Annotated in this window: 18 protein-coding genes; 9 read left to right on the top strand and 9 right to left on the bottom strand. The window is 61.1% G+C overall.

From position 1 onward, the window contains the following. Positions 1–67: 67 nt before the first annotated feature. Entirely contained in the window at positions 68–520 is a 453-nt protein-coding gene (locus tag ACODSV_RS12980) for a MarR family winged helix-turn-helix transcriptional regulator (RefSeq protein WP_024074224.1), read from the bottom strand. An 80-nt stretch (positions 521–600) separates the two neighbouring features. Further along, positions 601–1,551, bottom strand: coding sequence for a LysR family transcriptional regulator (locus ACODSV_RS12975; protein WP_024074225.1), 951 nt, complete (start codon positions 1,549–1,551; stop codon positions 601–603). A gap of 109 nt (positions 1,552–1,660) precedes the next feature. Here ACODSV_RS12975 and ACODSV_RS12970 point away from each other — a divergent pair, with 109 nt between their 5' ends. Next, complete coding sequence (locus ACODSV_RS12970) at positions 1,661–2,410, top strand: sulfite exporter TauE/SafE family protein (RefSeq protein WP_150055645.1); 750 nt, start codon at positions 1,661–1,663, stop codon at positions 2,408–2,410. Here ACODSV_RS12970 and ACODSV_RS12965 read toward each other — a convergent pair. After that, positions 2,400–3,281, bottom strand: a complete 882-nt coding sequence (locus ACODSV_RS12965) for a LysR family transcriptional regulator (protein WP_024074227.1) — start codon at positions 3,279–3,281, stop codon at positions 2,400–2,402. The genes ACODSV_RS12970 and ACODSV_RS12965 overlap by 11 nt on opposite strands. 70 nt (positions 3,282–3,351) lie before the next feature. On the opposite strand from ACODSV_RS12965, the gene ACODSV_RS12960 reads away from it, so the two are divergent. Further along, on the top strand, positions 3,352–3,558 hold the full coding sequence (locus tag ACODSV_RS12960; RefSeq protein WP_223817884.1) for a DUF1127 domain-containing protein: 207 nt from the start codon (positions 3,352–3,354) through the stop codon (positions 3,556–3,558). Between the two features lie 45 nt (positions 3,559–3,603). Beyond that, positions 3,604–4,821, top strand: coding sequence for a winged helix-turn-helix domain-containing protein (locus ACODSV_RS12955; RefSeq protein WP_150095314.1), 1,218 nt, complete (start codon positions 3,604–3,606; stop codon positions 4,819–4,821). Between the two features lie 263 nt (positions 4,822–5,084). On the opposite strand, the gene ACODSV_RS12950 is transcribed toward ACODSV_RS12955, so the two are convergent. Continuing rightward, complete coding sequence (locus ACODSV_RS12950) at positions 5,085–6,431, bottom strand: class II 3-deoxy-7-phosphoheptulonate synthase (RefSeq protein ID WP_041160874.1); 1,347 nt, start codon at positions 6,429–6,431, stop codon at positions 5,085–5,087. A 125-nt stretch (positions 6,432–6,556) separates the two neighbouring features. Here ACODSV_RS12950 and ACODSV_RS12945 point away from each other — a divergent pair, with 125 nt between their 5' ends. Next, positions 6,557–7,312, top strand: a complete 756-nt coding sequence (locus ACODSV_RS12945; RefSeq protein ID WP_150056551.1) for a spermidine synthase — start codon at positions 6,557–6,559, stop codon at positions 7,310–7,312. A 114-nt stretch (positions 7,313–7,426) separates the two neighbouring features. On the opposite strand, the gene ACODSV_RS12940 is transcribed toward ACODSV_RS12945, so the two are convergent. Beyond that, positions 7,427–8,218: a crotonase/enoyl-CoA hydratase family protein gene (locus tag ACODSV_RS12940; RefSeq protein ID WP_069075563.1), complete on the bottom strand. Its 792-nt coding sequence runs from the start codon at positions 8,216–8,218 to the stop codon at positions 7,427–7,429. A 422-nt stretch (positions 8,219–8,640) separates the two neighbouring features. Between ACODSV_RS12940 and ACODSV_RS12935 the strand changes: the two genes are divergently transcribed. Continuing rightward, positions 8,641–10,314, top strand: a complete 1,674-nt coding sequence (locus ACODSV_RS12935) for a DEAD/DEAH box helicase (RefSeq protein ID WP_150054309.1) — start codon at positions 8,641–8,643, stop codon at positions 10,312–10,314. 102 nt (positions 10,315–10,416) lie between these two features. Here the strand turns inward: ACODSV_RS12935 and ACODSV_RS12930 are convergent, their stop codons facing one another. Beyond that, complete coding sequence (locus ACODSV_RS12930; RefSeq protein WP_024074234.1) at positions 10,417–11,184, bottom strand: DODA-type extradiol aromatic ring-opening family dioxygenase; 768 nt, start codon at positions 11,182–11,184, stop codon at positions 10,417–10,419. 103 nt (positions 11,185–11,287) lie between these two features. Between ACODSV_RS12930 and ACODSV_RS12925 the strand changes: the two genes are divergently transcribed. After that, a complete protein-coding gene (locus ACODSV_RS12925; protein WP_150095337.1) occupies positions 11,288–11,944 on the top strand; it encodes a thiopurine S-methyltransferase in 657 nt (218 codons plus the stop codon). Positions 11,945–12,002: 58 nt separating this feature from the next. On the opposite strand, the gene htpX is transcribed toward ACODSV_RS12925, so the two are convergent. Together htpX and ACODSV_RS12915 are read right to left on the bottom strand one after the other, a co-directional pair. Then, on the bottom strand, positions 12,003–12,890 hold the full coding sequence (gene htpX, locus ACODSV_RS12920) for a protease HtpX (protein ID WP_024074236.1): 888 nt from the start codon (positions 12,888–12,890) through the stop codon (positions 12,003–12,005). 303 nt (positions 12,891–13,193) lie between these two features. Then, positions 13,194–14,405 (bottom strand): pyridoxal phosphate-dependent aminotransferase, encoded by a 1,212-nt coding sequence (locus ACODSV_RS12915; protein ID WP_024074237.1) that lies wholly within the window; start codon positions 14,403–14,405, stop codon positions 13,194–13,196. 201 nt (positions 14,406–14,606) lie between these two features. Between ACODSV_RS12915 and msrB the strand changes: the two genes are divergently transcribed. The 3 genes from msrB (at position 14,607) to ACODSV_RS12900 (ending at position 16,071) form a co-directional block, all read left to right on the top strand. Beyond that, entirely contained in the window at positions 14,607–14,999 is a 393-nt protein-coding gene (msrB, locus tag ACODSV_RS12910) for a peptide-methionine (R)-S-oxide reductase MsrB (protein ID WP_024074238.1), read from the top strand. A gap of 125 nt (positions 15,000–15,124) precedes the next feature. Next, complete coding sequence (locus tag ACODSV_RS12905) at positions 15,125–15,610, top strand: glutathione peroxidase (RefSeq protein WP_024074239.1); 486 nt, start codon at positions 15,125–15,127, stop codon at positions 15,608–15,610. Further along, positions 15,607–16,071 carry a MarR family winged helix-turn-helix transcriptional regulator gene (locus ACODSV_RS12900; RefSeq protein WP_150054311.1) on the top strand — a complete coding sequence of 155 codons (465 nt, stop codon included), beginning with the start codon at positions 15,607–15,609 and terminating at the stop codon, positions 16,069–16,071. Before ACODSV_RS12905 ends, ACODSV_RS12900 begins: the two co-directional genes overlap by 4 nt. Here ACODSV_RS12900 and ACODSV_RS12895 read toward each other — a convergent pair. After that, positions 16,052–18,361 carry a hybrid sensor histidine kinase/response regulator gene (locus ACODSV_RS12895; RefSeq protein ID WP_150054312.1) on the bottom strand — a complete coding sequence of 770 codons (2,310 nt, stop codon included), beginning with the start codon at positions 18,359–18,361 and terminating at the stop codon, positions 16,052–16,054. The two genes, ACODSV_RS12900 and ACODSV_RS12895, sit on opposite strands and share 20 nt — an antisense overlap. Between the last annotated feature and the right edge of the window lie 45 nt (positions 18,362–18,406).

The following is an 18,406-nucleotide window of genomic DNA, read 5'->3' as shown; positions in this document are numbered from 1 at the left end:
TGGTTGACTGACCCACCACCATCGGGAGCAAGCGCCCTCCCACATGTTGAGTGTTTTGCTGTTGTGTTTAGATCGCGTTCTGCAGGTTGCCTCGCAACGCAATCAAATCCGCCTGCAACTTGCGCAGTTGCTCCAGCTCCAAGCCGCTGGCACCGAGGATGCACTGTGGGACCCCCATGGCCTTTTCCTGCAAGGTACGCCCGGCCTCGGTCAGTTCCACCACGACCACGCGTTCATCTTCGCGGCTACGAGTGCGGCTGAGCAGGCCCTCGGCCTCCAGGCGCTTGAGCAGGGGCGTCAGCGATCCTGGATCAGTCAGCAGGCGGCTGCTGATTTCGCCGACGGTCAAGCCATCTTCTTCCCACAACACCATCATTGCCAGGTACTGCGGGTAGGTCAGGCCAAGCGCTTGCAGCAGTGGCTTGTAGACCTTGGTCATCAGCAATGACGTGGAGTGCAGGGCGAAACACAGCTGGTTGTCCAGCAGCAGGGATTCGCAAGGGGCGGGATTTTTGCTCATGGCGGGGTCTCGAAAAAGCGTCAATGGCCTGGAATCTAGCGGGCAAATCTTTAATGCGCCAGATAATTCTGGCCGAGCGGTCAGGCCAGTCCGCTTTGCAATGCCAGATCCCAGGGCGGCACGGGGCTGAAACGGGATTTCAGGTATTCCAGCAACAACCGGCTGCGTGCATTCGGCTGTTGCTCCAGGCGCAGCGCATAGATCCCGGTGGTTTCCGGGCTGGGCAGGCCGTTTTCACAAAACAGTGGCAACAATTCGCCACGCACCAGGTATTCACTGGCCAGCCAGGTCGGCAGGTGGGCGATACCCAACCCGGCGAGGGCCCCTGACAGCAGGGCTTCAGCGTTGTTGGCGCTCATGCGGATACGTTGCGGGCGATAGGTGGCGCGGCGCCCGTCCAGTTCGAAGCGCCAGGCGAACATCGGCGCCAGGCCATCCCAGTCCAGGCCGTCGTGTTCGCTCAGTTCCCGCGGATGAGTCGGCGTGCCGCGGCTTTTCAGGTAGGCCGGGCTGGCACAGGCGATGCGCACGATACTGGCAAGCGGCGTGGCAATCAGCCGGGTATCGACGATATGCCCGGCGCGCAATATCAGGTCGACCTTGCCCAAATGCGCGCCCTGCATATCGACAAAACTGTCGATCAAATGCAGGTGCACATCCAGTCCCGGATACACATTCAGGAAGTCTGCAATCACCGGTGCCAGATGCCGTCGCCCGAAAGCCGCCGGGGCGTCCACGCGAATCAATCCTTCCGGCGCGTGGCTCAGGGAGACGGCTTCGGCTCGCGCCAGTTGCAACTCGCTGACAATCCGCCGCGCCCGCTCGGCAAAGGCCAGGCCGGCCGGTGTCGGCACCACCGCATGGGTGCTGCGCTGGAACAAGCGGCTGCCCACCGAATTTTCCAGGCTGTCGATGCGCCTGGCCACCGCCGAGGGCGTCAGTGGATGGCGGCGTGCGGCCGCGGAGAAGCTACCCGACTCCAATACATCGAGGAACAGGCTCAGTTGGTCGGTGAGGGTATTGGGGTTCATGGGCAAATGCTTATGCGAGATTGGCACAGCCATTGTGCGTCGCTATGCGTATCCGCGCTAGGGCCGACTGCGTAGCATGCAAGGCCTGGGATTTGTGGAGTGGCAAGTGGTGTTGGATCTAGCGATGTACTTGGTATTGGGCGCGGCCCTGGGCACGATGGGCGGTTTGTTTGGCATCGGGGGCGGGCTGATTGCCATCCCGGTGCTCGGCGTATGGTTCGGCCTGGATCAGCAGATTGCCCAAGGCACTGCCTTGGTGATGGTGGTGCCCAACGTGATGCTCGCCCTGTGGCGCTATCACCAGCGTAACCGTATCGAGCTGCGCCACGCATTGCCGCTGGGCGTGATGGGTTTCAGCTTTGCCTGGCTGGGCTCGATCTGGGCGGTGGGCCTGGATGCCGGCGCGATGCGTATCGGTTTTATTGTCTTTCTGGTGGCATTGTCGGCCTACAACCTGCTGCGCATGTTCACGCGTAATGCACCGCCGACTGCGCAGATGCGTTATTCCTGGCCATGGCTCGGGGTGTTGGGTGCCGTCTCCGGGTCCATGGGCGGCTTGTTTGGCGTGGGGGGCGCAGTGGTTGCCACGCCGGTGCTGACCAGTGTGTTTGGCACCACTCAGGTGGTCGCCCAAGGGTTGTCCCTGGCCCTGGCGCTGCCGAGCACGAGCGTCACCCTGGTCACCTATGCCTGGCACCATGAGGTCGACTGGATGATCGGCATCCCGCTGGCGGTCGGTGGCCTGCTCAGCATCAGTTGGGGCGTGAAAGTCGCCCATGCGCTGCCGGAGCGGTTATTGCGCGGGTTGTTCTGCGGCTTCCTGGTGGTGTGCGCGGTGATGCTGACCTTTAAAGTTTGAAACCTTCGACGATGTAATCGGCCAGGCAATCGGTGATGGGCGAGGCCATCAGCGGGTTACGCAACAAGCGCAGGTTCATCGACGGCAAGGGGGGGAAGCCGTCGTCGCTGCCGAGCACACGCAGGTCGTCGGTGACCAGGCTTTCCATGCTGACCATGGCCGCGAGGCCGGCGCTGACCACGGCCTGGATCGCCGCCCCGTTGGAGCTGTGATAGGCCAGGCGATAATCCCGTCCGGTCGTCTCCAATGCTGCGCAGGCCCACTGGGTGTAAAGGCAGTCGTCGCCAGAAACGGCCAGTGGCAAGGCGTCGTGTTCGTCCGTGCAGAAGCACGGCGCTGCCGCCCACACCATGCGCTCGGTGCGCAACAACTCACCGAGATCGTTGCCCGGCTCGCGACTGATCACCGTCAACGCCAAGTCCTGTCGCTGCATCAGCACCGTTGAGGACTCACAGTGCATCTCGATCTGGATCAGTGGGTAAGCCTTGGAAAACTGTTTGAGAATGCCAGGTAGAAAACGCATCACGTAGTCATCTGGTGTGCCGATCCGTACCAGCCCGACCATATGGGGCTCGCGCAACGTGTTGAACACTTCGCTGTGCAGTTTCAGGATGCGCCGCGCATACCCCAGCAGCACCTGGCCTTCGGGCGTCAGCCGTACCTGGCGACCGTCGCGCTCGAATAACTTGCGCTGCAACACATCCTCTTCCAGGCGCTTCATCTGCATGCTCACCGCCGACTGGGTGCGGTTGACTCGTTCGCCCGCACGGGTAAAACCGCCCAGGTCGGCGATGGCGACGAAGGTGCGTAGCACTTCGGTGTCGATGCTGGGGTAGCCGGACAATTGATCAATCTCCGAGATGTATTGCATAAGAAACATTCGTTGGATTGATCATAAGGCCAGGTACACACTCGCGTCATCCCCACGGGAGGGCGAGAAGATGAAAGGTCAAAGAGGTTTTGTGTGGCTGGGGAAGCGGCCGCTCTTCGGGCTGTTGCAGACGCTCGCGCGTTGGCAGACGCTGCGTCATGAGCGTCAGTTGCTGGCGACGTTGAGCGACGCGGCGCTCAAGGATATCGGGCTTAGTCGTGCCGACGTGGTGCGGGAAAGCCACTGGCATTTCTGGGAAGATCCGCTGCGAAAATGACCTGGGATGCAGTAGGGTAGGTCGCGAGCACCCAAGGAGATGTCCATGCCCGCTGAACTGTCCTTTTCCCTCAAGCAAGCTCGACGCATGGCGCTGGCCGCCCAGGGATTTTCCGGGCGCCCGGCGCCTGCGCTGATCAGGGCCGCGCACCTCAATCGTGTGATTGAGCGCCTCGGTGTGTTGCAGATCGATTCGGTGAACGCCGTGGTGCGCTCCCACTACCTGCCGCTGTTTTCCCGCTTGGGCACTTACTCCCCTTTGCTGCTTGAACAGGCCGCCTGGAGCCAGGGGCGACGGCGCTCGCTGTTCGAGTATTGGGGGCATGAAGCTTCGCTGCTGCCGATGGCGTTGTACCCGTTGATGCGTTGGCGCATGCAACGGGCGCAGCAGGGGCAGGGGATCTATCAGCAGATGGCGCGGTTCGGGCGTGAGCAGCAGGCCACGATCCAGCGCGTTCTGAAGATCGTCGAGCAACAGGGCGCCCTGGGTGCTGGCAGCCTGTCGACCCGCGAAGAGCGTGCCGGCCCCTGGTGGGATTGGAGTGATGAAAAGCACGCGCTCGAATGGCTGTTTGCCGCAGGCCTGGTCACTGTTGCCGGCCGGCGTGGGTTTGAGCGGCTCTATGATTTGCCGGAGCGGGTGATTCCGGATGAGGTGCTTCAAGCCTCGGTGAGTGAAGCCGACGCCCAGCGTGGTTTGTTATTGCACAGCACGACCGCGTTAGGCATCGGGACTGAAAAAGACCTGCGCGATTACTTCCGTCTGGACCCTGCCGACAGTCGCAGTCGCCTGGCTGAACTGGTGGAGGACGGGCAATTACTGAGCTGTCGGGTGCAAGGTTGGAAGCAGCCGGCGTATTGCCTGCCCGAGCCGAAGGTGCCACGCAAGGTGTCGGCCAGCGCATTGCTGTCGCCGTTCGATTCGCTGATCTGGGAGCGTAGTCGCACCGAGCGGCTGTTCGATTTCCGTTATCGGTTGGAGATCTACACCCCGCAGGACAAACGGGTGTACGGCTACTACGTGCTGCCGTTCTTGCACAACGAGCGCATTGCCGCGCGAGTCGACCTGCGTGCCGAACGCGCCAATGGGCGCCTGGCCGTACACGCGGTGCACGAGGAAGAGCCGGGGCTGGATGAGGAGGGGATGCAGGCGTTGGCGCTGAACCTGCGGCAAATGGCCGACTGGCTGGGGCTGGAACACCTCCAGCTCAATTGCCAGCGGCCCAGTGCCGCCCGGTTGCGGATAGCCATGCTGCACCTGTAGGCGCACGGTACTTGTGTGGTGAGCCGGCTTTTTTAGTGAGCAAGCGTGTTGCTGCAAGCGGGTTTGATTGTGGCGAGCGGGCTTGCCCCGCGTTGGACTGCGAGGCCGCCCCAATAAGGCCACCGCATTTCTTCTGGTAGAACCGGGAGACTGGTTTTAGGGCCGCTACGCGCCCCAACGCGGGGCAAGCCCGCTCGCCACAGTTACAGTGTGTCTCCTTAACTGACTGGCATTGGCGCTTGCCACCGGTTCAGTTGTCCATCCTAGCGTTTGACCTGTTTCAGTGTTTCGGCAATCAGGAACGCCAGCTCCAGCGACTGATCGGCATTCATCCGTGGGTCGCAGTGGGTGTGGTAGCGATCCGACAAGCCATCCTCGGTAATCGGCCGCGCGCCGCCGATGCATTCGGTGACATTCTGTCCGGTCATCTCGATATGAATCCCGCCGGCATAGGTGCCTTCGGCTTCATGCACCTGGAAGAACTCCTTCACCTCACCCAGGATCTGCGCGAAATCGCGGGTCTTGTAGCCGCTGCTGGCCTTGATGGTGTTGCCGTGCATCGGGTCGGAGCTCCACAGCACCTGCTTGCCTTCGCGCTGCACCGCACGCAGCAGCGCAGGCAGGTGGTCACCGACCTTGTTGGCACCCATGCGCGCGATCAGGTTCAGGCGGCCGGGGTCGTTGTCTGGGTTGAGGATGTCGATCAAGCGGATCAGGTCATCCGGGTTCATGCTCGGGCCGACCTTGACCCCGATCGGGTTGTTGACCCCGCGCAGGAACTCGACATGGGCGCCATCCAACTGGCGGGTGCGATCGCCGATCCACAGCATATGGGCCGAGCAATCGTAGTAATCGTTAGTCAGGCTGTCACGGCGCACAAAGGCTTGTTCGTAATTGAGCAGCAGGGCTTCGTGGGCGGTGAAGAAGCTGGTTTCGCGTAATTGCGGCGAACTGTCCATGCCGCAGGCGCGCATAAACGCGAGCGTTTCATCGATGCGGTCCGCCAGCTGACTGTACTTCTCGGCCAGGGCCGAGTTGGCGATAAAGTCCAGGTTCCACTTGTGCACCTGGTGCAGGTCGGCAAACCCACCCTGGGCAAATGCGCGCAGCAGGTTGAGGGTGGCGGTGGACTGGTGGTAGGACTGCAGCAGGCGGTCCGGGTCCGGCACACGGCTTTTTTCGTCGAAGCCGATGCCGTTGACGATATCGCCACGGTAGGCGGGCAGGGTGATGCCGTCGATGGTTTCATCGTTGGATGAGCGCGGCTTGGCGAACTGGCCGGCCATGCGCCCGACTTTCACCACCGGGCAACCGGCGGCGAAGGTCATCACGATCGCCATCTGCAACAGCACCTTGAAGGTGTCGCGGATTTTCGCGGCGGAGAATTCGGCGAAGCTCTCGGCGCAGTCGCCGCCTTGCAGCAGGAATGCACGACCCTGGGTCACTTCGGCAAACTGACGGCGCAACTCGCGGGCTTCCCCGGCGAACACCAGCGGCGGGTAGCTGGCCAGGTTCTGCTCCACTTGCAGCAAGTGTGCGGCGTCCGGGTACTGGGGTTGTTGCTGGATCGGCAGGGCGCGCCAGCTGTCGGGGCTCCAGGGTTGGCTCATCATGAACTCGATTGGCTGATTGACGGTCGGACGCCAATGTTATCAGCAATTAGTGCGTGACCTGTTGCCGCCGGTTGGCTGACAATCGCGCCTTTGCCATGCGGTAAGCCCTTTTAGGAGTAGTGATGACCGAGGAGCGTGTCGAGCGCCTGCTGGCCGAAGTCCATGATGATTTCGGCATGATCCGTGTGCTCGAAGTGGCCGATTACCGTTTTCTCGAGTTCGGCGATGCCATCGAGCAAAGCTGTGTGTTCACCGCCGACCCGAGCTGGCTGGAGTACGACTACACCCGCGCGATGCTGATTGGCGCGTTGTGCCATGAACAGCCGGAGAGCGCGTTGTTCCTCGGTTTGGGCGCCGGTACGTTGACCCAGGCCTGCCTCAGGTTCCTGCCGCTGGAGGATGTCGAAGCCATCGAGCTGCGCCCCGATGTGCCGCGCCTGGCCATCGAGTTCCTGGGGCTGGACGACGACCCGCGCTTGTACATCCGTATCGGCGATGCCCTGGAGTTGCTGGATACTGCCGAAACGGCAGACCTGATTTTCGTCGACCTGTACACCGATGTCGGTCCAGGTGTCGGGCACCTGGCCTGGACATTCCTGGAAAACTGCCAGAAGAAACTCAACCCCAGCGGCTGGCTGGTCATCAACCAGTGGGCCACCGACGATGGCAAGCCGCTGGGTGCGGCCTTGCTGCGTGGGTTGTATCACCGGCATTACTGGGAACTGCCGGTGAAGGAGGGCAATGTGATCCTGCTGGTGCCGTCGGAGCTGGATCAGGCATTGGACATCGACGCACTGACGGCCCGCGCCGAAGCCTTGGCGCCGCGCTTGGGGTATTCGTTGCAGCCATTGATCAAGGCGATTCGGCCCGCGACCTAGTCGTCTGTAGCGACGCCATCGGGGCAAGCCGAATCGTCACACCACCCTCCCACATTTGAAATGAGTTCCAAATGTGGGAGGGGGCTTGCCCCCGATGGCGTCGCTACTACCAACTCAAATGCCCTTGAACACCCCCGGCCGCTTCTCGACCATCGCCCGCACGCCTTCCTTGGCGTCTTCACTGTTGAGCAGCTTCTCGACCATCGGCGGTAACGCAGCCGCCGCCACGGTTTCGCCTTCCATCCGCGCCAGGCGTGCCGACATCAAGGTGGCCTGCACGCCGAGCGGTGCCTGGCGCGCAATACGGCTGGCCAGTTCAATGGCGCGGGGCAGCAGGTCTTCGCTGGCCATGACCTCTTGCACCAACCCCAGGCGCAGGGCTTCGTGGGCGTCGAACTCATCGCCGGTGAGCAGCCAGCGCATGGCGTTCCCCCAGCCGGCGATCTGATGAAAGCGCAACGTCGCACCGCCAAAGGGAAAGATCCCCCGCTGGACTTCCATCTGCGCGAAGCGGGTGTTGCTGGCGCAGAGATTGATATCCGCTGCCAGCATCAACTCGATACCGATGGTCAGGCAGTAGCCCTGCGCGGCGACGATCACCGGTTTGCTGACCCTGGGGCCGGCGAATACCCCCCACGGATCACAGCCCCCCAGCGGGGGCTGCCAACCCCCCGCCATCACGCCGCTGACATTGGCCAGGTCCAGCCCGGCGGTGAAGTGGTCGCCATGGGCAAAGACCACCGCCACCCGAGCCTCATCGTTTCGATCAAATTCGCCATAGGCCAGGCTCAGCTCATTGAGCAGATCCAGGTCAAAGGCGTTGCGCTTGGCTACCCTGTCCAGGCCTAACAGCAGGACATGGCCCCGGAGTTCACGGCTGACGCGGCTGCTGCTGGCTTGATTCATCGGGTGTGCCCTCGGGCGCAGGGAAAGGTTTCAGACCAAAGGTCTCACGGGGGAGGTGAACCGTTTAAGTGTTCTGGCCAACAGGGCCGGGCCTTTGAAAAATAGACCCTGCCGCACTTAACTGCAAAGGCTGTGACGCGGTGCGGTTTATCGGCGCTTGGCGATAAAAAAAGCTCCCTTTTTCAGCTATTTCCGGTATAGTGCGCGCCGGCCTTTAACCGGGCCGCGTTTAGGTAGCGCAATTCCCCGAAGTCAGCTTCGGCTGCACGTCCGCACAGCGGACTCTTCCTTGACGAATCTTTTTCATTCATTCGTTTTCGCAAATCCCCGCCGACAAAGCAGCCAGGGCGACTCTTGAGTCTCAACACGGCATGCGCAGCTTTGGAGCATGGGTCTTTGCGGATGCACTTAGAGGCAGACCCATGACCCAGGAAACCGGCGGCTTCGCCGCTTTTAATCTTAACCCGAACATTCTTGCTGCCGTCATTGCGACCGGCTACGAAGAACCTTCGGCGATTCAGCAGCAATCGATCCCGATCATCATGGCCGGCCAGGACATGATTGGCCAGGCGCAAACCGGTACCGGTAAAACCGCCGCGTTCGCCCTGCCTATCCTGCACTGCATCGATCCTGCCAAGCGCGAACCGCAAGCCCTGATCCTGGCGCCAACTCGTGAGTTGGCGCTGCAAGTAGCAACCGCTTTTGAAACCTACGCCAAGCAAATGCCGGGCGTTACCGTTGTGGCCGTCTATGGCGGTGCGCCAATGGGCCCACAACTGAAAGCTATCCGTAATGGCGCACAGATCGTTGTCGCCACCCCGGGCCGTCTGTGCGACCACCTGCGTCGTGACGAGAAAGTCCTGTCGACCGTGAACCACCTGGTTCTGGACGAAGCTGACGAAATGTTGAAGCTGGGCTTCATGGATGACCTGGAAGTCATCTTCAAGGCGCTGCCACCGACCCGCCAGACCGTCCTGTTCTCGGCCACCCTGCCACAGTCGATCCGTGCCATTGCCGAACGCCACCTGCGCGATCCGCAACACGTGAAGATCCAGACCAAGACTCAGACCGTTACCGCGATCGAACAGGCTCACCTGTTGGTTCACGCTGACCAGAAGACCTCGGCTGTATTGAGCCTGCTGGAAGTCGAAGACTTCGACGCCCTGATCATGTTCGTGCGCACCAAGCAAGCGACCCTGGACCTGGCCAGTGCCCTGGAAGCCAAAGGCTACAAAGCCGCTGCGCTGAACGGTGACATCGCCCAGAACCAACGTGAGCGCGTGATCGACTCCCTCAAGGATGGCCGCCTGGACATCGTTGTGGCGACCGACGTTGCTGCCCGTGGCCTCGACGTTCCACGTATCACCCACGTGTTCAACGTTGACATGCCTTACGATCCAGAATCCTACGTTCACCGTATCGGCCGTACCGGCCGTGCTGGTCGCGAAGGTCGTGCACTGCTGCTGGTGACTCCGCGTGAGCGCCGCATGCTGCAAGTGATCGAACGTGTCACCGGTCAGAAGGTTGCTGAGGTCCGCCTGCCGGATGCCCAGGCCGTTCTCGATGCCCGCATCAAGAAACTGACCAACAGCCTGTCGCCGCTGGTGGCTGACGCTGAATCGACCCACGGCGACCTGCTGGACCGCCTGACCGCCGATATCGGTTGCACCCCGCGTGCCCTGGCCGCAGCCCTGCTGCGCAAGGCCACCAACGGTCAAGCCCTGACCCTGGCAGCCATCGAGAAAGAACGTCCACTGGTTCCGAACAGCGCGCCACGCGGTGATCGTCCAGAGCGTTCGGGCGACCGTCCAGACCGTGGTGATCGTGAGCGTCGCGCTCCGGTTCCATTGGCTGAAGGTCGTGCTCGTTGCCGTACCGCGCTGGGCGCGCGTGACGGTATCGCGGCCAAGAACCTGCTGGGCGCTATCCTCAACGAGGGTGGCCTGGCACGTGAAGCCATCGGTCGCATCCAGGTCCGTGACAGCTTCTCCTTGGTGGAACTGCCGGAAGACGGTCTGGAGAAACTGCTGACCAAGCTGAAAGACACTCGCGTTGCCGGTAAGCAGCTCAAACTGCGTCGCTACCGCGAAGATTAATCCGCCCTTGGGCTGATTGATCGCACATAAAAAATCCCCGACTGGTTCGGGGATTTTTTTTGTCATGTGGAAAAGGGTTGGCGGCCCATATTTGGATCTCCATCAGCCAAAGCGATAGATGTCCATGCCCAGGGCCCCCAGGGTGAAGCCCTGGTGCGCCACGCTGAACGGCCCCCCGGCCCCCCGCGCGAAGTACAGGGGCAACAAATGCTCATCGCTGGGATGGCTGCGCACTGCATGGGGCGCCTGGCGGCGATAATCGTGCAACGCGGCTTCGTCATTGGCAGCCAGCTTGTCCACCACCCAATCGCGGAACTCCCGCGCCCACGGTTCGATGCTCTCGGGGCCGGCGTGCCAGTTCAGTTCACCCAGGTTGTGGGTGATGCTGCCGGAGCCGATCAGCAGCACACCTTGTTCGCGCAGGCTGGCCAGAGCATGCCCGACTCGTGTCTGCAGGGCAGGGCCCATGCGACTGGGGAGGGAGACCTGTACCACTGGAATATCCGCCGCCGGGTACATCAGCGACAACGGTACCCATGTGCCATGGTCGAACGGGCGATGCTCGTCGATGCGGGCATTCAGGCCATCGGCATGCAACAGTTCGACAATTTCGGCGGCCAGTTGCGGATCGCCCGGCGCTGGGTATTGGACCGCGAACAATTCGCGCGGGAAGCCGCCGAAGTCATGCCAGGTTTCGGGGGCGGCGCCGCCGCTGACCAGTAGTTCCTGGCTCTCCCAATGCGCCGACACCACCACGATCGCCTTGGGCCGTGGCAGTTCAGCGGCCAGGCGCTGCAGGGCCGGGCCGCTGGCACCCGGTTGCAGGGCGAGCATGGGCGAACCGTGAGAGATAAATAGGCTGGGGAACATAGGAGGGATCCTGAGCGTTAATATGGCGCTATCTTCAATCAGATCATTGATCTAAATCTAATATAAGTTTTAGCGCCTTTTGATCGAATTTTCAGGGTGATTTATGGAGCCTACATTTTGGCGGGAGCGCTGGGCGCGCAATCAGATCGGCTTTCACTTGCCGGAGGTCAATCCACATCTGCAACGGCATTGGCCGCAACTGGGCTTGGCGGATGGAGCAAAAGTGTTGGTGCCGCTGTGTGGCAAAAGCCTGGACCTGGTGTGGCTGGCCAGCCATGGGCACCCTGTGCTGGGAGTGGAGTTGTCGGAGCAGGCGGTGCAAGCCTTCTTCAGCGAGCAGGGGCTGACGCCACGTATCAGCCAGCACGGCGTGTTCAGCGTGTATCAGGCTGATGTGATCGAGGTGTGGTGCGGCGACTTCTTCGCCCTCGATGCTGAGGCCGTGGCCGATTGCTGCGCGCTCTATGATCGCGCGGCGTTGATTGCACTGCCGCCGCTGATGCGGGCGCAATACACCGAGCATCTCAATCGCCTGCTGGGTTCGGGCTGCAAGGGGCTGCTGATCACCCTCGATTACGATCAGACGCAAAAGGCCGGCCCGCCCTTTGCGGTCACCGATGAAGAGGTGAAAGTATTGTTGGGCGCACATTGGACCTTGGACATCCTCGAGGAGCAGGACATCCTGGGCGATAGCTGGAAGTTCGTTCAGGACGGCGTCACGCGCCTTGAAGAGCGTGTCTACCGCTTGACCAAGGGGTAAATCGCACGCACAAAAAAAGGGGCGATCAGATCGCCCCTTTTTGCGTGACTGCGGGTTATCAGCCGCGACGACGCAGTGCGTCGATCCGCTCTTCCAGCGGCGGGTGGCTCATGAACATGCGTGCCAGGCCCTGCTTGATACCGCCGTTGATGCCGAATGCGGTCAGGCTGTCCGGCATATGCACCGGCAGGCCCTGTTCGGAGCGCAGGTGTTGCAGGGCTGCGATCATCGCCCCGGTACCGGCCAGGCGGGCCCCCGCTTCGTCTGCGCGGAATTCGCGTTTGCGCGAGAACCACATCACGATCGCGCTGGCCAGGAAGCCCAGCACCACTTCGGCGAAGATGGTCGCCACGAAATAGGCAATGCCACGGCCTTCTTCGTTCTTGAAGATCACCTTGTCGACAAAGTTGCCGATGATCCGCGCGAAGAACATCACGAAGGTGTTCACCACGCCCTGGACCAGCGCCAGGGTGACCATGTCACCGTTGGCCACGTGGCCGATCTCGTGGGCCAGTACCGCCTTCACTTCATCGTACGAGAAGCGTTCCAGCATGCCCTGGCTCACTGCAACGAGCGCGTCGTTCTTGTTCCAGCCGGTGGCAAAGGCGTTGGCTTCATAGGCCGGGAAGATCCCGACCTCGGGCATCTTGATGCCCGCCTCGCGGGACAACTGCTCAACGGTTTGCAGCAGCCATTGCTCGTGGCGGGTACGTGGCTGGGTGATGACCTGGGTGCTGGTGCTCATCTTCGCCATCCACTTGGAAATGAACAGCGAGAACAGCGAGCCGGCAAAACCAAAGACCGCACAGAAAATCAGCAGCTGATTGAGGTTCAGATCAACCCCGTTGGCCGCCATGAACCCGTTGAAGCCGAAAAGGCTCAGGGTGATGCTGGCAATCAGCACGACCGCCAGGTTAGTGGCCAAGAACAGCAGGATGCGCATCATGGTTGTAGAGTTCTCCTCATGCTTAATATGTCGCGTACTGCGGGGTATATAAGGTGCGGCCTGGGGTGATTCAACCGAGCGACTATTTCAAACTGTGTCCTACAGCCTGAATGTAAAGCCTTGAAAGGATTTTCCGACAAGAAATCTCGCATGTTATCGGTCTCCCATCCCCTTGCCGCCCTGTAATTACAGGGGGTAGATGCTTTGCAGGGGGCAACGGACCTGCCGGGGAGAATGAAGGCAAAGAAGTGTTGCCAGATAATCGCTGTACGACCGAATGCCGGTCGTACAGCGCCATGGCCCTTACTGGCGATAGGACTTGAGGAAGTTGCCGATACGACCAATGGCCATTTCCAGGTCATCCACACGTGGCAAGGTCACCACGCGGAAGTGATCCGGCCACGGCCAGTTGAACGCTGTGCCTTGCACCACCAGCAGCTTTTCCGACAGCAGCAGGTCGAGCACGAACTTCTCGTCGTTGAGAATCGGGCAGACCTTCGGGTCGATCCGCGGGAAGGCATACAGCGCGCCCATTGGCTTCACGCAACTGACTCCCGGGATATCGTTGAGCAGTTCCCAGGTGCGGTTGCGCTGTTCAAGCAGGCGGCCCTGGGGCAATACCAGGTCGTTGATGCTCTGGTAGCCACCCAGCGCCGTCTGGATCGCGTGCTGGCTTGGTACGTTGGCGCACAGGCGCATATTGGCCAGCATATCGATGCCTTCGATGTAGCTCTGGGCATTGTGCTTGGGACCGGAGATGGCGATCCAGCCGGAGCGGAAGCCCGCCACGCGATAGGACTTGGACAGGCCATTGAAGGTCAGGCACAGCAGGTCCGGCGCCAGGGACGCGGTGCAGATATGCACGGCGTCGTCGTAGAGGATCTTGTCGTAGATCTCGTCGGAGAACACTACCAGGTTGTGCTGGCGTGCGAGTTCGAGCATGCCCTGCAACACTTCCCTGGAGTACACCGCGCCAGTGGGGTTGTTCGGGTTGATGATCACCAGGGCCTTGGTATTCGGGGTGATCTTGGCCTTGATGTCGGCCAGGTCCGGGAACCAGTCGGCGCCCTCGTCGCACAGGTAATGCACCGGATGGCCACCGGCCAGGGTCACCGCAGCGGTCCACAGCGGGTAGTCGGGCGCTGGCACCAGCACTTCGTCGCCGTTGTTGAGCAAGGCCTGCATCGACATCACGATCAGCTCGGACACGCCATTGCCCAGGTAGATGTCTTCAATGCCAACACCTTCGACCTGCTTCTGCTGGTAGTACTGCATGACCGCCTTGCGCGCACTGAACAGTCCCTTGGAGTCGCTGTAGCCTTGGGCGGTGGGCAGGTTGCGGATCACATCCTGGAGAATTTCGTCCGGTGCTTCGAAACCAAAGGGCGCCGGGTTGCCAATGTTCAGCTTGAGGATGCGATGGCCTTCCTCTTCCAGGCGCTTGGCGTGCTTGAGCACTGGGCCGCGAATGTCGTAGCAGACGTTGGCGAGCTTGTTCGATTTGCTGACCTGCATGGCGATGTGATCCTGAAAATGAACGATCCAGACGGTGCGGAGCCTACCGTGCCGGGAATCCTGCGTTGGTGCACCCATAAATACGTTTGAATGCCGCTAACGCGGGTGCCAGACTGGCGTGTTGAAGAGGCGCAATCATACGTGCCGCCTGGTTCATGGAAAAGACACAGATCAGGCTTTTTAAGTTGCCGAGGTGTATCGATGGAAAAGTTGCAAAAAACGGTTGAAGAGTGGAAGGCAATGCTCGATCCAGAGCAGTACAACGTGTGCCGGCTCAAAGGCACCGAGCGGCCTTTCAGCGGTAAGTACAACGACACCAAGACGGACGGCGTGTACCACTGCATATGCTGCAATGAGCCACTGTTCGACTCCAAGGCCAAATTCGACTCCGGGTGCGGCTGGCCGAGCTTTTATGAGCCGATTGCCGACAGCGCGATGATCGAGATCCGCGATGTCAGCCACGGCATGATCCGCACCGAAGTCACCTGCGCCAAGTGCGATGCGCACCTTGGGCATGTGTTTCCCGACGGTCCGCCGCCGACGGGCCTGCGTTATTGCATCAACTCGGTGTGCCTGGACCTGGTGCCACGTTGAGCGTGAGGCGTCCCTGTGATGTCGGCAGGGACGATCTATGGCGAGGTATCAGTCCGATCAATTAAATTGCACGCAATTGAATTGAGCGCTATGTTTTCGCTTCTCTCCCGATTCGAGGCACTGCCATGAGCGACAACCTGCTGAGTATCCCTTGCACCACCATCAAGGGTGAGCAAAAGACCTTGGCCGATTACGCCGGCAAGGCCATCCTGGTGGTCAATACCGCCAGCAAGTGCGGTTTTACCCCGCAGTACAAGGGGCTGGAGCAGCTTTGGCAGACCTATAAGGACAAGGGCCTGGTGGTGCTGGGGTTCCCCTGCAACCAGTTCGGCAAGCAGGAACCGGGCAACGAAGGCGCGATTTCCGAGTTCTGCGAGCTGAACTTCGGCGTCAGCTTTCCACTGTTCAAGAAGATCGATGTCAACGGCAGCGCGGCCCATCCCCTGTTTGTGCAGTTGAAAAAACAGGCGCCGGGCCTGCTGGGCTCCAAGGGCATCAAGTGGAACTTCACCAAATTCCTGATCGGCCGCGACGGTCAGGTCGTCAAGCGCTTTGCCCCGACGACCAAGCCGCAGGACTTGACCCAAGAGATCGAAGCCCTGCTCAAATGACTGGCGTACCTTCCGTGTCCCTGGCCCTGGACGACCAGCTGTGTTTCAAGCTCTACGCGGCGTCGCGGGCGGTGACACGCGCCTACAAGCCGATGCTGGACCAGTTGGGCCTGACATACCCGCAATACGTTGTGATGCTGGTGCTGTGGGAATGGCATGACGCAGCGGCGACCCAGGCCACGGTCAAGGCCTTGGGTGAGCGCCTGATGCTCGATTCGGGCACCTTGACGCCGTTGCTCAAGCGCCTGGAGCAGCTTGGCGCCGTGAAGCGCCAACGCAGCCTGCGCGATGAGCGTGAAGTGCATCTGAGCCTGAGCGAAGCCGGGGTGCAATTGCGCGGCCAGGCCTATCAATTGAAAACCCGATTGCTGTGCGACAGCGGCGTCGACCTCAACCAGGCCGACGCCCTGCGCGACGGCCTGGACCAATTGCTGGCTCAGATCAGAGCGTTGTCGCCTTAGGCACCCACAGGTCCAGCAGGGCGTTGAGTTCTTCCCGGCGGAACGGCTTGGCCAGGTAATCATTCATTCCTGCGGCACGGCAACGCTCGCGCTCCTCCGACAGCGCGTTGGCCGTCAAAGCGACAATGGGCAGGTCTGGCCAGCGTCCGCTGCGGCGAATCTGCCGGCTGGCTTCGTAACCGTCCATCACCGGCATGTTGCAGTCCATCAGCACCATGTCGAAGGGGCGCTCTTCGAGGCACTTGAGCGCCTCGCCACCATGGGCGGCGACGATCACTTCGCAACCCAGCTTGCTCAGCATGCCCTTGGCCACCAGTTGATTGACCGGGTTGTCCTCCACCAGCAGGATCCGCGCGCGGTTTGCAGGCGGCGCGGCGTCGAGCGGGATGGACTCAAGGATCAGTTGTGGATCACTGCGCAGGTTGCGTTGCAGGATCTGGTACAGCGCGGTACGGCTCAACGGGCGAGCCTGTTGCTGTAATGGCGCCAGCGCCGCGACTTCTTCGCTGGGCATGAAATTGCCATAAGCGGTCACCAGCAGGATCGGCGCCGTGATCGCCGGCCGCAGGCGAAACAGGCACTCCGGGCAGTCGGTGATCAGCAGGTCCGGGGCTTGCCCGCTCAAATCATCATCCAGGGCACGACAATGGGCGGTCAGCCCCCAGTGGGGCAGCAGGGTGGTGAGCAGTTCCGTCAGGCCGCTGCCGGCGTTGGTAATGACCAGCACTTCACCTTTGAGCGGCGGTTGCCGGGTGGCGGGCAAATGGGCTGGCAGGGGCAGGTCGGCGCAGAACTGGCTGCCAAAGCCGACCTCCGAACTGATGCTCAACCGCCCCTTCATTGCCTCGCACAGGTTATGGGTCAGTGCCAGGCCCAGGCCGGTGCCGCCAAACTGCCGGGTAATCCCCGCGCCGGCCTGGGTGAACGGTTGGAAGATCTTGACCTGTGCGTCCTGGGCAATGCCGATACCGGTATCGCATACATCAATTTTGACCCGGCCATCGTGGGCGCTGAGGCGAACATCCACACGGCCAAAGCGCGTGAACTTGAGGGCGTTGGACAGCAGGTTACTGACGATCTGCCGCACGCGCGTCGGATCGCCGAGCACCTGGGCCGGAAACTGCGGGTCGATCAGGCACGTCAGTTCGACACTGGGCGCGGCGTTCTGCGACAGCAGGTTGGCGGTGTCTTCCACCAGCGAGCCCAGGTCGAAGGGGATGCGTTCCAGCTCCAACTGGCCGGCGTCGAACTTGGACAGGTCGAGAATATCGTTGAGCAATTCCACCAGTACTTTGCCGGAGTCGTGGGCGATCGACAGTTGTTGGCGTTGTTCGGCGGTCAGCGGGCTGTCCAGGGACAGTGCGATCATGCCCAGCAAGCCATTGAGCGGTGTGCGGATTTCGTGGCTCATATTCGCCAGGAACGCCGCCCGCGCCTGGGCCATGTTCAGGGCGGTCAGCTTTGCGGCCTGTAGTTCCTCGTTGGACTGGCTCAGGCGCTGGTTGCTGGCCTTGAGCTCAAGGGTGCGGGCGGACACGATGTCCTCGAGTTGCCCCAGGTACTCGGTGAGACGGTCCTCGGCGTGGCGACGCTGCTGTATCTCGGTTTCCATGTTTTCGAATTGCTGGTTGGCGACGTTGACCAGCACACCGATTTCATCGTGTTCATGCCCTGGCGGGCAGTCCAGGCGGGCCTGTTTACGGGTGCTCAGCTCACGGATGATGCGCACCAGAGGTTGGGTCAGCATGGTGTAGAACAGGCCCAGCAAGATCCCCGTCAGTATCAGGCTGCGCGCGAAGCCGTTGAGCAAGGTGATTTCGGCGCGACGCAGGAAGCGACTGCCAAAAGCGTAGGTGTCAACGTCCAGGCGCAACACGCCCAGGGCTTCGTTGGGCATATGGCTGAGGAAAAGGCGGTCTTCAAACTGGCGGTTGGCGCCGAACAGGAAGTCGCTGAAGGGCCGATACGGGCTTTCCTTGCGCGGTCGGTCGACGTCGGCCAGCACCACGCCGTTGTTGTCGATCAACTGTGCGTGGATGATAGCGGGGGAATGCAACAAACCCAGGGTCAACTCCTGGGCCAGTTCGGCGTCAATGTTGTAGGCAATGCGAGACGCGGGGTTATGGCTGATTTCGATCAGGGAACGAATTTCACGGTTGATGGATGCGTCTTCGCTGGCATAATCAATGCCGATTTGGATAAGGCTGAGCAAGGTTCCCAAGACGAAACCGACCAGCACCGTCAATCTGGCTTGTTTATAAGACAAGCGGTGGGCGAACTTGATATCCATCGAGTGTTGAACCACTTCACGTGTCCCTTCGCCCGGCAAGCATAG

The organism is Pseudomonas sp. FG86, assembly GCF_057808775.1.
The sequence above is the reverse complement of the archived record's forward strand: the minus strand, read 5'-3'. Positions and strand labels throughout refer to the sequence as shown.

Excerpts from the sequence above, each read along its gene's own strand:
- ACODSV_RS12945 (WP_150056551.1), top strand. The coding sequence starts at position 6,557 with ATGACCGAGGAGCGTGTCGAGCGCCTGCTGGCCGAAGTCCATGATGAT.
- ACODSV_RS12950 (WP_041160874.1), bottom strand. The coding sequence starts at position 6,431 with ATGAGCCAACCCTGGAGCCCCGACAGCTGGCGCGCCCTGCCGATCCAG.
- ACODSV_RS12955 (WP_150095314.1), top strand. The coding sequence starts at position 3,604 with ATGCCCGCTGAACTGTCCTTTTCCCTCAAGCAAGCTCGACGCATGGCG.
- ACODSV_RS12980 (WP_024074224.1), bottom strand. The coding sequence starts at position 520 with ATGAGCAAAAATCCCGCCCCTTGCGAATCCCTGCTGCTGGACAACCAG.
- ACODSV_RS12960 (WP_223817884.1), top strand. The coding sequence starts at position 3,352 with ATGAAAGGTCAAAGAGGTTTTGTGTGGCTGGGGAAGCGGCCGCTCTTC.
- ACODSV_RS12905 (WP_024074239.1), top strand. The coding sequence starts at position 15,125 with ATGAGCGACAACCTGCTGAGTATCCCTTGCACCACCATCAAGGGTGAG.
- ACODSV_RS12895 (WP_150054312.1), bottom strand. The coding sequence starts at position 18,361 with ATGGATATCAAGTTCGCCCACCGCTTGTCTTATAAACAAGCCAGATTG.
- htpX (WP_024074236.1), bottom strand. The coding sequence starts at position 12,890 with ATGATGCGCATCCTGCTGTTCTTGGCCACTAACCTGGCGGTCGTGCTG.
- ACODSV_RS12925 (WP_150095337.1), top strand. The coding sequence starts at position 11,288 with ATGGAGCCTACATTTTGGCGGGAGCGCTGGGCGCGCAATCAGATCGGC.
- ACODSV_RS12935 (WP_150054309.1), top strand. The coding sequence starts at position 8,641 with ATGACCCAGGAAACCGGCGGCTTCGCCGCTTTTAATCTTAACCCGAAC.
- ACODSV_RS12930 (WP_024074234.1), bottom strand. The coding sequence starts at position 11,184 with ATGTTCCCCAGCCTATTTATCTCTCACGGTTCGCCCATGCTCGCCCTG.
- ACODSV_RS12940 (WP_069075563.1), bottom strand. The coding sequence starts at position 8,218 with ATGAATCAAGCCAGCAGCAGCCGCGTCAGCCGTGAACTCCGGGGCCAT.
- ACODSV_RS12915 (WP_024074237.1), bottom strand. The coding sequence starts at position 14,405 with ATGCAGGTCAGCAAATCGAACAAGCTCGCCAACGTCTGCTACGACATT.
- ACODSV_RS12900 (WP_150054311.1), top strand. The coding sequence starts at position 15,607 with ATGACTGGCGTACCTTCCGTGTCCCTGGCCCTGGACGACCAGCTGTGT.
- msrB (WP_024074238.1), top strand. The coding sequence starts at position 14,607 with ATGGAAAAGTTGCAAAAAACGGTTGAAGAGTGGAAGGCAATGCTCGAT.
- ACODSV_RS12975 (WP_024074225.1), bottom strand. The coding sequence starts at position 1,551 with ATGAACCCCAATACCCTCACCGACCAACTGAGCCTGTTCCTCGATGTA.
- ACODSV_RS12965 (WP_024074227.1), bottom strand. The coding sequence starts at position 3,281 with ATGCAATACATCTCGGAGATTGATCAATTGTCCGGCTACCCCAGCATC.